This is a genomic window from Chania multitudinisentens RB-25 (assembly GCF_000520015.2).
In the GTDB taxonomy this organism is placed as follows: domain Bacteria; phylum Pseudomonadota; class Gammaproteobacteria; order Enterobacterales; family Enterobacteriaceae; genus Chania; species Chania multitudinisentens.
This window is the reverse complement of sequence record NZ_CP007044.2, coordinates 1,891,237-1,904,800: the sequence shown is the minus strand read 5'-3', so window position 1 is coordinate 1,904,800 and position 13,564 is coordinate 1,891,237. Positions and strand designations below refer to the sequence as shown.

2 protein-coding genes are annotated in these 13,564 nt (G+C 59.0%); both read right to left on the bottom strand.

The window, feature by feature from the left end:
- Positions 1–26: 26 nt before the first annotated feature.
- Positions 27–13,352, bottom strand: coding sequence for an autotransporter-associated beta strand repeat-containing protein (locus tag Z042_RS08415; protein WP_025297177.1), 13,326 nt, complete (start codon positions 13,350–13,352; stop codon positions 27–29).
- Positions 13,334–13,489 carry a hypothetical protein gene (locus Z042_RS26520; RefSeq protein WP_236849233.1) on the bottom strand — a complete coding sequence of 52 codons (156 nt, stop codon included), beginning with the start codon at positions 13,487–13,489 and terminating at the stop codon, positions 13,334–13,336. Before Z042_RS26520 ends, Z042_RS08415 begins: the two co-directional genes overlap by 19 nt.
- Between the last annotated feature and the right edge of the window lie 75 nt (positions 13,490–13,564).

Here is a 13,564-nt window from a genome sequence, read left to right as displayed (position 1 = left end):
AGCCAGTATCTCCATATCTCCATCGCTTAGAACGTGTATTTCACCCCCAGCATTGCGGCCTTGTCATCGTACCCCTTCTGCCCTATCTGCTGCGTCAGGTTGCCCCAAACGCTGAAGTTTTTGCTCACCTGACCTTCCGCTCCTACTTTAACCTCAACCAGATGCCGGCTACCGGTCTGCTGTACTCCCTGATCGTCTGAGGTCACTCCCGGCAGGCGGGTATTATGGATCCAGTTCAGATCCAGATAGGTCGTTAGAATGCGTGACTTCTCTTTCCCCATCAGCGTGTCATTCGACAATTTAGCACCCAGCCGCGTTTGCAGGTTGTTATTGCCGCTCTGTTGTACCCGCGAACCGTTGTTGTACAGGTCGCTCATCTTCGCACCGTTCAGCGTCAGTTGTGCCTGCGGAGTAATATAGGTCTGGTTCTCCTCTCCATGGTAAATTTCAACGGGATAACCGCCTTCCAGCGAGGTGCTCACGCCGCGCAGATGATAATTTCCACTGTCGTAGGCATTGCTGCTCACGCTGGCCTTGAACCATTCATACTGCAACCAACCGTGCACATACGGGCTATGGCGCTCCGCCGCGTTTGCATACCAGGTACCGTACATCCCCACTGTATACCCCGTCAGGCTGTTATCGGCCTGATAGTGGGTTTCTCTTGAATCCGAGCTCCCCCAGGCGCGGCCATAACCGGCCATCACGCCGACCCCCAGACGATCCTGCCCGGTCAACGACGTATCAAATACTTCGCCCCCCAACTGCGCCACATAACGGCTGCTGCTGTTGGACAACTGACCGGACGCATCCTCAAACTTGTTGCGCGACCCCACCTGACGCAGCCACAGGCTGGACCGGGGTTCCGCGCCGCTCAGGTCGCCGGTATCACGGGCATCCCCCCCGTGCAAATCTTCCAGTCGAGTATTGAACAGCGTGTTTGCTGCCGCGATGTTAGCAATAACCCCCCCTGATTCCGGGGTGTAGGTCACCACATTGTCCTGATAATTGGAGCGTAAATACCAGTTACCATCGCCAGGGGTCGTTGGCGTACCCTGATAAAGGAAGTATTCCAACACCCCGGCCTGGGCCCGGCCATTCAGGGTAAACACCCCCGCCGACGTGCCGCCGACGTTAATGACCTGGATACCGTTGATGTTCTTCGCCCCTTCACCGCCGATATTGCTGACGGTCACCGTGCTGGTGCCAGACGTATTCCCCGTCACCACCAGTCTGTCGGTTGCGGAATCATCCCCACCCAGCACACTGTTCAAAGCGATATTCCCACCGTTGCCGATGTAGTTACCGTTGATGATGAAATCGCTGTAGTTGTTCCCGGTCGCCGCACGCCCAACCACCAGGTTCCCGGCGTTGGTCACATTGCCGATAACCTGGCCGTCACCGCCAAACGTCCCGGTGGCTTGCACCATCACATCGCTGGTCAGTGTGGCACTGCTGACAGAGGCAAAGACCGTCGGCAGGGCGAACGCCTGCACTGTGGCAGCATTCACTGGCGCACTCCCAACCAGCAACGCACCCGACTGCACCGTCGTCACCCCGGCACTCACTAGGTTGTTACCGATATGGATCGTGCCGTTGCCCTGTTTCACCAGGCTACCGCTGCCGCTGATGGGCGTGGTCAAATCCCAGTAACCTGCCGTATTGAGTACCAGGCTACCCGCATTCAGCACCGAGGCTTGGCCGAGATTATCGCCTGAGGTGGCCGTCAGGGTTGTTCCCGCCTGTGTGGTAAAGGTGCCGACATAGGCGCTGTTGTCGCCGCTCAAGGTTACATCGGCCGCATTGCTCAGCACGGTATCACCGCTGCCTTGCAGAGCGTTACCCAGGGTCGCCGCCGCCAGCCCTCCCGCAGTGCCGTCCAGATGCAGCGTCCCATCCACCGCGATATTGCCCGTTCCCAGCCCTTGGGCCTGCGTGACGCTAGCCGTCGCACCGCTGTCAACCGTGGTCATACCGCTGAACCCGGTGTTGTTATTGTTAACGGCCAGCGTGCCCCCCACCAACGTCAGGCTACCGGCCCCGGTCAATGCCCCGTCGGCCACACCGCCGTTGTTCACCGTCAATGCGCCCCCATTCAGCATCAGCGTACCGTCGCTTGCACTGTTCAGCGCCCCTACGGTCTGCGTATGCCCATTAATGTCCACAACTGCCCCGCTGCTGATCGCCAGATTCGAGGTCTGCCCCAACGCGGTATCCACATCCAGTTGCAGTGTACCCGCGCGCACCAGCGTGGCCCCGGTGTACGTATTGTCAGTGCCAGAGATCACCACTATCGAACCCGGATCGGCTTCGGTGATCGCCAGATCCCCACTGCCGGTGATTTGTGCAAAGAGTTCGTTGTTCGGCGTCCCGTTAAAACTCGCCGTACCCACCAGTTCCAGTGCATCATTGCCGGTGGTCAACAAGTCCATACTCCTCAAGCTGTAGCTCACGTACAACCCGTCCCGCAGGTCACCGGTCGTCAGACCAAAATTGAAGGTTCCCATTGCAGCTACTACGCTGCTGTTCGGATTGGTGATACCTGCAATATAGTTTTCTACAATCGGCGTATTGCTGCCGTCGGAGAGCGTCAGTTCAAGCCCGGTACCGGTGGCTGCCCCTTTCACCAAGTTGACCACAATGGCCCCTGTGTCTAATGCCAAGATGCTCAGGTCTTCCAGGCTGGGGGAGACATTAGGCGGTAGATTCACGCTCACCGTCCCGCCGCCGGTGGTATCAATGCGCGTGGCGATAATGGTGCCCTCTGAGGTCAAGAGCCCGCCGTTATCAACGATGTTATTGAAAATCAGCGTGCCGCCATTCATTTCAAGCGCACCAATAGTCTGCACGCCATCGCCGACCGAGGTATGGCTGTTGTTTTCCAGATTCAGCACGGTGTTGCTGTTGCTGGTGGTGTTGCTGCCTGACAGTTGGAACTGAGTATTCTGGAGGTTAACCAAGCCGGTGAACTCTCCCCCAACGTTGCTGCCGAAGCTGAACAGGTTGTTGTTGGTATTGATATTTAACACCCCGGCCCCCAGTAACCGGTTGTCGAAGGTAAAATCCCCGTTGTTGCTGATGTTCAGCGTATCGTTGGCGGTCACAATATCTACCGTGGCCGCCGGATTGAACCAGTTAGCACTGTCAAGGCTCAGGACTGACTCACCGTTGATGCTGACCGTTCCGGTAAAGGCGGCCGCGTTCCCGTTGTTCAGCAACACATTACTCTGGTTTGACAGCACCCAGTCGCCAGCACCGCTGAGCGCGTTACTCAACGTTCCCGTCAGCCCGCTAAACACCAGTTGGCTGCCGCTGTCGACGGTGACCGAACCCGCTCCCAGATTCGAGTTCTGGTTGACGTTCAGCGCACTGTTGCCAGTGACTACAAACTGGCCACCAAACCCGCTGTTATTGCCAGACAGTGACAGGTTGGCACCGCTATCCGCAGTGATTGTAGAATTAGCGACTCCGCTCAGGGTATTCGCCACATCACCATTCAAGCCATTGAAGATCAATTGCGATGTAGCATCGGTCAACACCACGCTAGCCACCGAGGTGCCCAGGTTATCAGCCGTGCTGATGCTCAGCGCCCCCCCGGCGTTAATGCTCTGGGTGCCGCTAAAGCTGTTGCTGCCGCTCAGGCTGATGGCCGCCTCGGTGTTAATCACCCCCGCCCCGCTCAGCACGTTCGCCAGGGTATCCGCAGCAGTCAGGTTCAGCGTCCCGTCCACCTCCACCGCACTGGTGCCCAGCGCATTGGCCGCGCTCTGTGTCACCGATGCCCCCGACGCAATATGCGTGCTGGCCGACAGGCTCCCATTGGCCGCACTCAGCGCCAGGTCGCCCCCGTTCACGTTCAGCATCCCGGCCCCAGCCAGGCCTCCAATGCCCGTCGAGGTACCTCCTGATGAGAGGGTCAGGATACCGCCCGCCAGGTCGATCGCCCCGCTGTTAGTCAGCAGACCACTGGTCAAGGCCCCGGTATTCAAGATAACCGTGCCCAGGTTGGTCAGCGCCCCCACCGTCTGGCTGAAGTCGTTGGTGTTGAAGCTGGCCCCGCTCGCCACCGTCAGCAACGAGGTGGCACCCAACGCAGCGTTGCTGCCCAGCAGCACGTTACCGCCGCTCACCGTGGTACTGCCTGTGTAGCTGTTCTGGCTGTTGGTCACCGTCAATGCCCCGTTGCTGGCATCAAACACGATACCGCCTGCCCCGGTCAGTTGTGCAGTCAGCTCCCTGTTGGCGTCCAGGTCTGCCTCGGTGGCAATCACCAGCGCATCGGCATTGTCCTGCAACAGATTGAGGGCATTCAGGCCATAGTTCAGGTACAGGCCGCTGGCATTGGCGCTGTTGGTGTTGGACAACTGATAGTTGTAGGTCGCATCCGCCACATGCACCGTATTCTGGTTGATGGCTGAGACAACCCCCTGCGGCGTCACCGCCACGCCGTCAATCATCAGCGTCAGATTCTCTGCCCCGCTGGCGGTATCAGCGTTAATCAGCTGCATCGCCGTGGTTCCCCGGTTCTGCTCCAGGATCGAGAGATTCGGCGGCACCACCGGCAGGGTATTCTCCCAACTGCCGCCGCCCATTACATTGATGGTGCCGCTGTTGGCCGTCAGGCTCTGGGTATCGATCGTACTTTCAGCCACGGACAGCGGGGCCCCACCGATAAAGTTCAGGGTGCCGCCGTTGAGGGTCAGGCTCTGTAGCGTTTCCGTGCTCGGCGTTCCCGCCACTCCCACGGTGGTATCACTGCCGCTGTTCAACGTCAGTCCGGCCCCCACCAGGGCGCTGGCATTGGTGCCAGCCAGTAAGAAGCTGGCGTTATTCAGGGTGACGTTACCGGTGAAGGCGCTGCCCACCCCGGCCCCGAAGTTAAAGGCATTATTGGCGGTATCAACATTGACCTGCCCGGCACCGGTCAGGGCATTGTTCAGGGTAAAGGCCCCGTTGTTGCTGATGTTCAGCGTACTGCTGCCGTCGTTGACGTTCAACACCGTGGCCGCATTCAGCGTGCTGGCACCGTCCAGGGTCAGAGAGGCATCGGTGTTGATGTCCAGCAGACCACTGAAGGCGGTGGCATTGCTGTTCCCGGCCAGGGTGATGTTGCTGTTGCGCAGCACCCAGTTCCCCGCACCGCTCAGCGCATTGTTCAGGGCGGTCAACGCTCCACCGGCAAAACCGTCAAAGGCCAGCGTACTGCCGCTGCCAATACTGACGCTGCCTGCGCCCAACTGGGTGTTTTGTGCCACGGTCAGGGTACTGTTGCCCGTCAGGTCGAACAGGCCGGCAAAGCCACTGTTGGCCCCGGTCAGGGTGGTGCCCGACGCGTTCAGGAACTGCACCGTCGACCCGGCCACCCCGCTCAGGGCATTGGCAAGATTACCGGTGAAACCATCAAGTAACAGTTGGGCCGTCGCATCGGTCAACACCACGCTAGCCACCGAGGTGCCCAGGTTATCAGCCGTGCTGATGCTCAGCGCCCCCCCGGCGTTAATGCTCTGGGTGCCGCTAAAGCTGTTGCTGCCGCTCAGGCTGATGGCCGCCTCGGTGTTAATCACCCCCGCCCCGCTCAGCACGTTCGCCAGAGTATCCGCAGCAGTCAGGTTCAGCGTCCCGTCCACCTCCACCGCACTGGTACCCAACGCATTGGCCGCGCTCTGTGTCACCGATGCCCCCGACGCAATATGCGTGCTGGCCGACAGGCCCCCATTGGCCGCACTCAGCGCCAGGTCGCCCCCGTTCACGTTCAGCATCCCGGCCCCAGCCAGGCCTCCAATGCCCGTCGAAGTACCTCCTGATGAGAGGGTCAGGATACCGCCCGCCAGGTCGATCGCCCCGCTGTTAGTCAGCAGACCACTGGTCAAGGCCCCGGTATTCAAGATAACCGTGCCCAGGTTGGTCAGCGCCCCCACCGTCTGGCTGAAGTCGTTGGTGTTGAAGCTGGCCCCGCTCGCCACCGTCAGCAACGAGGTGGCACCCAACGCAGCGTTGCTGCCCAGCAGCACGTTACCGCCGCTCACCGTGGTACTGCCTGTGTAGCTGTTCTGGCTGTTGGTCACCGTCAATGCCCCGTTGCTGGCATCAAACACGATACCGCCTGCCCCGGTCAGTTGTGCAGTCAGCTCCCTGTTGGCGTCCAGGTCTGCCTCGGTGGCAATCACCAGCGCATCGGCATTGTCCTGCAACAGATTGAGGGCATTCAGGCCATAGTTCAGGTACAGGCCGCTGGCATTGGCGCTGTTGGTGTTGGACAACTGATAGTTGTAGGTCGCATCCGCCACATGCACCGTATTCTGGTTGATGGCTGAGACAACCCCCTGCGGCGTCACCGCCACGCCGTCAATCATCAGCGTCAGATTCTCTGCCCCGCTGGCGGTATCAGCGTTAATCAGCTGCATCGCCGTGGTTCCCCGGTTCTGCTCCAGGATCGAGAGATTCGGCGGCACCACCGGCAGGGTATTCTCCCAACTGCCGCCGCCCATTACATTGATGGTGCCGCTGTTGGCCGTCAGGCTCTGGGTATCGATCGTACTTTCAGCCACGGACAGCGGGGCCCCACCGATAAAGTTCAGGGTGCCGCCGTTGAGGGTCAGGCTCTGTAGCGTTTCCGTGCTCGGCGTTCCCGCCACTCCCACGGTGGTATCACTGCCGCTGTTCAACGTCAGTCCGGCCCCCACCAGGGCGCTGGCATTGGTGCCAGCCAGTGAAAAACTGGCGTTATTCAGGGTGACGTTACCGGTGAAGACGCTGCCCACCCCGGCCCCGAAGTTAAAGGCATTATTGGCGGTATCAACATTGACCTGCCCGGCACCGGTCAGGGCATTGTTCAGGGTAAAGACCCCGTTGTTGCTGATGTTCAGCGTGCTGCTGCCGTCGTTGACGTTCAGTACCGTGGCCGCATTCAGCGTGCTGGCACTGTCCAGGGTCAGAGAGGCATCGGTGTTGATGTCCAGTAGGCCACTGAAGGCGGTGGCATTGCTGTTCCCGGCCAGGCTGATGTTGCTGTTGCGCAGCACCCAGTTCCCCGCACCGTTCAGCGCATTGTTCAGGGCGGTCAACGCTCCACCGGCAAAGCCGTCAAAGGCCAGCGTACTGCCGCTGCCAATACTGACGCTGCCTCCACCCAACTGGGTGTTTTGTGCCACGGTCAGGGTACTGTTGCCCATCAGGTCGAACAGGCCGGCAAAGCCACTGTTGGCCCCGGTCAGGGTGGTGCCCGACGCGTTCAGGAACTGCACCGTCGACCCGGCCACCCCGCTCAGGGCATTGGCAAGATTACCGGTGAAACCATCAAGTAACAGTTGGGCCGTCGCATCGGTCAAATCAACGCTGGCCACCGAGGTGCCCAGGTTATCGGCCGTGCTGATGCTCAGCGTCCCCCCGGCGTTAATGCTCTGGGTGCCGCTAAAGCTGTTGCTGCCGCTCAGGCTGATGGCCGCCTCGGTGTTAATCACCCCCGCCCCGCTCAGCACGTTCGCCAGAGTATCGGCAGCAGTCAGGTTCAGCGTCCCGTCCACCTCCACCGCACTGGTACCCAACGCATTGGCCGCGCTCTGTGTCACCGATGCCCCCGACGCAATATGCGTGCTGGCCGACAGGCCCCCATTGGCCGCACTCAGCGCCAGGTCGCCCCCGTTCACGTTCAGCATCCCGGCCCCAGCCAGGCCTCCAATGCCCGTCGAGGTACCTCCTGATGAGAGGGTCAGGATACCGCCCGCCAGGTCGATCGCCCCGCTGTTAGTCAGCAGACCACTGGTCAAGGCCCCGGTATTCAAGATAACCGTGCCCAGGTTGGTCAGCGCCCCCACCGTCTGGCTGAAGTCGTTGGTGTTGAAGCTGGCCCCGCTCGCCACCGTCAGCAACGAGGTGGCACCCAACGCAGCGTTGCTGCCCAGCAGCACGTTACCGCCGCTCACCGTGGTACTGCCTGTGTAGCTGTTCTGGCTGTTGGTCACCGTCAATGCCCCGTTGCTGGCATCAAACACGATACCGCCTGCCCCGGTCAGTTGTGCAGTCAGCTCCCTGTTGGCGTCCAGGTCTGCCTCGGTGGCAATCACCAGCGCATCGGCATTGTCCTGCAACAGATTGAGGGCATTCAGGCCATAGTTCAGGTACAGGCCGCTGGCATTGGCGCTGTTGGTGTTGGACAACTGATAGTTGTAGGTCGCATCCGCCACATGCACCGTATTCTGGTTGATGGCTGAGACAACCCCCTGCGGCGTCACCGCCACGCCGTCAATCATCAGCGTCAGATTCTCTGCCCCGCTGGCGGTATCAGCGTTAATCAGCTGCATCGCCGTGGTTCCCCGGTTCTGCTCCAGGATCGAGAGATTCGGCGGCACCACCGGCAGGGTATTCTCCCAACTGCCGCCGCCCATTACATTGATGGTGCCGCTGTTGGCCGTCAGGCTCTGGGTATCGATCGTACTTTCAGCCACGGACAGCGGGGCCCCACCGATAAAGTTCAGGGTGCCGCCGTTGAGGGTCAGGCTCTGTAGCGTTTCCGTGCTCGGCGTTCCCGCCACCCCCACGGTGGTATCACTGCCGCTGTTCAACGTCAGCCCGGCCCCCGCCAGGGCGCTGGCATTGGTGCCAGCCAGTAAGAAGCTGGCGTTATTCAGGGTGACGTTACCGGTGAAGGCGCTGCCCACCCCGGCCCCGAAGTTAAAGGCATTATTGGCGGTATCAACATTGACCTGCCCGGCACCGCTCAGGGCATTGTTCAGGGTAAAGGCCCCGTTGTTGCTGATGTTCAGCGTACTGCTGCCGTCGTTGACGTTCAACACCGTGGCCGCATTCAGCGTGCTGGCACCGTCCAGGGTCAGAGAGGCATCGGTGTTGATGTCCAGCAGACCACTGAAGGCGGTGGCATTGCTGTTCCCGGCCAGGGTGATGTTGCTGTTGCGCAGCACCCAGTTCCCCGCACCGCTCAGCGCATTGTTCAGGGCGGTCAACGCTCCACCGGCAAAACCGTCAAAGGCCAGCGTACTGCCGCTGCCAATACTGACGCTGCCTGCGCCCAACTGGGTGTTTTGTGCCACGGTCAGGGTACTGTTGCCCATCAGGTCGAACAGGCCGGCAAAGCCACTGTTGGCCCCGGTCAGGGTGGTGCCCGACGCGTTCAGGAACTGCACCGTCGACCCGGCCACCCCGCTCAGGGCATTGGCAAGATTACCGGTGAAACCATCAAGTAACAGTTGGGCCGTCGCATCGGTCAAATCAACGCTGGCCACCGAGGTGCCCAGGTTATCGGCCGTGCTGATGCTCAGCGTCCCCCCGGCGTTAATGCTCTGGGTGCCGCTAAAGCTGTTGCTGCCGCTCAGGCTGATGGCCGCCTCGGTGTTAATCACCCCCGCCCCGCTCAGCACGTTCGCCAGAGTATCGGCAGCAGTCAGGTTCAGCGTCCCGTCCACCTCCACCGCACTGGTACCCAACGCATTGGCCGCGCTCTGTGTCACCGATGCCCCCGACGCAATATGCGTGCTGGCCGACAGGCCCCCATTGGCCGCACTCAGCGCCAGGTCGCCCCCGTTCACGTTCAGCATCCCGGCCCCAGCCAGGCCTCCAATGCCCGTCGAGGTACCTCCTGATGAGAGGGTCAGGATACCGCCCGCCAGGTCGATCGCCCCGCTGTTAGTCAGCAGACCACTGGTCAAGGCCCCGGTATTCAAGATAACCGTGCCCAGGTTGGTCAGCGCCCCCACCGTCTGGCTGAAGTCGTTGGTGTTGAAGCTGGCCCCGCTCGCCACCGTCAGCAACGAGGTGGCACCCAACGCAGCGTTGCTGCCCAGCAGCACGTTACCGCCGCTCACCGTGGTACTGCCTGTGTAGCTGTTCTGGCTGTTGGTCACCGTCAATGCCCCGTTGCTGGCATCAAACACGATACCGCCTGCCCCGGTCAGTTGTGCAGTCAGCTCCCTGTTGGCGTCCAGGTCTGCCTCGGTGGCAATCACCAGCGCATCGGCATTGTCCTGCAACAGATTGAGGGCATTCAGGCCATAGTTCAGGTACAGGCCGCTGGCATTGGCGCTGTTGGTGTTGGACAACTGATAGTTGTAGGTCGCATCCGCCACATGCACCGTATTCTGGTTGATGGCTGAGACAACCCCCTGCGGCGTCACCGCCACGCCGTCAATCATCAGCGTCAGATTCTCTGCCCCGCTGGCGGTATCAGCGTTAATCAGCTGCATCGCCGTGGTTCCCCGGTTCTGCTCCAGGATCGAGAGATTCGGCGGCACCACCGGCAGGGTATTCTCCCAACTGCCGCCGCCCATTACATTGATGGTGCCGCTGTTGGCCGTCAGGCTCTGGGTATCGATCGTACTTTCAGCCACGGACAGCGGGGCCCCACCGATAAAGTTCAGGGTGCCGCCGTTGAGGGTCAGGCTCTGTAGCGTTTCCGTGCTCGGCGTTCCCGCCACTCCCACGGTGGTATCACTGCCGCTGTTCAACGTCAGTCCGGCCCCCACCAGGGCGCTGGCATTGGTGCCAGCCAGTGAAAAACTGGCGTTATTCAGGGTGACGTTACCGGTGAAGACGCTGCCCACCCCGGCCCCGAAGTTAAAGGCATTATTGGCGGTATCAACATTGACCTGCCCGGCACCGGTCAGGGCATTGTTCAGGGTAAAGACCCCGTTGTTGCTGATGTTCAGCGTGCTGCTGCCGTCGTTGACGTTCAGTACCGTGGCCGTATTCAGCGTGCTGGCACTGTCCAGGGTCAGAGAGGCATCGGTGTTGATGTCCAGCAGACCACTGAAGGCGGTGGCATTGCTGTTCCCGGCCAGGCTGATGTTGCTGTTGCGCAGCACCCAGTTCCCCGCACCGTTCAGCGCATTGTTCAGGGCGGTCAACGCTCCACCGGCAAAACCGTCAAAGGCCAGCGTACTGCCGCTGCCAATACTGACGCTGCCTCCACCCAACTGGGTGTTTTGTGCCACGGTCAGGGTACTGTTGCCCGTCAGGTCGAACAGGCCGGCAAAGCCACTGTTGGCCCCGGTCAGGGTGGTGCCCGACGCGTTCAGGAGCTGCACCGTCGACCCGGCCACCCCGCTCAGGGCATTGGCAAGATTACCGGTGAAACCATCAAGTAACAGTTGGGCCGTCGCATCGGTCAAATCAACGCTGGCCACCGAGGTGCCCAGGTTATCGGCCGTGCTGATGCTCAGCGTCCCCCCGGCGTTAATGCTCTGGGTGCCGCTAAAGCTGTTGCTGCCGCTCAGGCTGATGGCCGCCTCGGTGTTAATCACCCCCGCCCCGCTCAGCACGTTCGCCAGGGTATCCGCAGCAGTCAGGTTCAGCGTCCCGTCCACCTCCACCGCACTGGTGCCCAGCGCATTGGCCGCGCTCTGTGTCACCGATGCCCCCGACGCAATATGCGTGCTGGCCGACAGGCCCCCATTGGCCGCACTCAGCGCCAGGTCGCCCCCGTTCACGTTCAGCGTCCCGGCCCCAGTCAGGCCCCCGATGGCGGTTGAGGTTCCGCCCGCCAGCAGGGTCAGCGTGCCCCCCGCCAGATCAATGATGCCAGTATTGGTCAGCAGCCCGCTCTCTAATACACTACCGCTACCCTGTGTTATTGTTCCTATATTATTCAGCCCGCCAACCGTTTGGCTATAGCCGTTGAAATTAGTATTAGTATTCGCTGCGGTATTTAGTGTAGAAGTCTGGCCTAATGCATCATTGCTTCCCAGATTTAAAGTCCCATTATTTACTGATGTGCTACCGGTATAAGTGTTACTGACGTTAAGGTTCAACGTTGCTAAACCCGTTTTGCTCAAGTTGCCAGATCCACTGATAATTCCACTAAATATCGTATCAACAGCGTTATTGACCGTAAGGGTGGCAGTACCAAGTGTGACATTCCCCATCCCCGTCAGATTGTTGGCTATCTGAGCAAAGTTATTCAGATCTAGAGTTGTCCCACTGTTAATATTTACAGCGCTACTGTTGGCGAAAGCGTTAGTACCCGCCCCTTGCAAAATACCCTCGTTGATAGTGGTATTACCCGTGTAAGTATTAGCAGCAGATAATGCTAAAATACCGGAACCGGTTTTATTCATTGAACCCACGCCACTGATGCTTCCTCCCAGCGTCAGCTTGGTGCCTGTCGCGACATCAAATGTGTCGTCAGCGGAAGTCAACTGAGTACTGCGTGATGACGTAACATCAGCGGTTGTCATCAAAGTGCCACCCGCTAAAGTCAATATCCCCAATGAGCTGCCTAAACTTAAATCGTTGCTGATGGACAGAATACCTTGGAAGATGGTCCATGGTGTGGCGTTTGTATTCGTACCCGTGAGGATCCAAAGACTGTCACCCGTTTTTTGATATTGATTAAACCCTCTGAATTTATTAGTTGCTATGCCAATTTGTGTAACATCAAAACTTGCATTTGTATCACCGCCCAAGTTGAAGATATTACCACTACCACTTGCTACAATATTGCCCACAAAGTTGTAACCAGTTTGCAGTTGTAAAATATTATTATTACCATTCAACGTAACGGCATTAGCACCAGAAGTACCGGATATGTTGCCCGCATTAATTACAGTATTGTTATTACTGGTAACAGTAACGCCGACTCCCCCGCCCGTACCCGTTCCACCACTGATACTTCCCAGGTTGGTGAGTGTAGCGCCCCCATCATTAACTAAACTGATCCCACTCCCACCACCGGAAGCAACACCATTGCCCCCCACAACATTAGCCCCTAGGCTATTGAGAATACTGCCTCCATTCGCAGTTATCCCACTACCTGCGTAACCGCTACCGGCTGTAGCACCACCTGTAATTGTCCCGCTATTTGTAATGTCTCCACGATTACTCAGAACCGCACTTCCACCATCTCCTCGTAAGGTCGATGTCGTACCGGAAGCACCACCGGTAATCTGACCATTAGTTTGATTATCTAAAGTACCGCCATTAAATAAAAATACGCCTGCACCACCACCGCCAGTATAACTAATCGCAGAAGCCCCACCGTCTCCTCCACGAATAATACCTTGATTAATAATAGTAATATCATCTATTAGCGTTAATCCACTACCACCACCACCACCACCACCAGCATAAGAGGCGACTGTTTGATTCCCCCCATTACCACCAGTGATAGTACCCGTATTCACAAAACTATCAGGCAACCCGCTTAAAATCAGAGCACCGCCGCCACCGCCGCCGCCTCCTGAGCCGGGAGCAGGAACATTCCCGCCGTTAGTCCCAGTTATTGTTCCCGTGTTACTAAGGAAAGAATTATTGACCAGCCCTCTTCCCCCAGCACCACCCGCACCGACAGCAGTATTACCCGAGCCACCGCCACCGCCACCAAAACTCAAATCAGGCGTACCCACTGCAATACTACCGCCTGCCCCTCCCCCTGACACTGTCCCCCCGGGCTGAGCGGCAATACTGCTTGTCGCACCATTACCTCCAGAACCTGCTGCCCCATTACCACCACTTCCTCCCCCTCCGCCTGCAATCCCCCCAAGTCCCCCAGCGCCGTTTGTTAGAGTTTGATTATTACCACCTTTTCCGCCACCTGAAATTATATCAACAGCTAAAG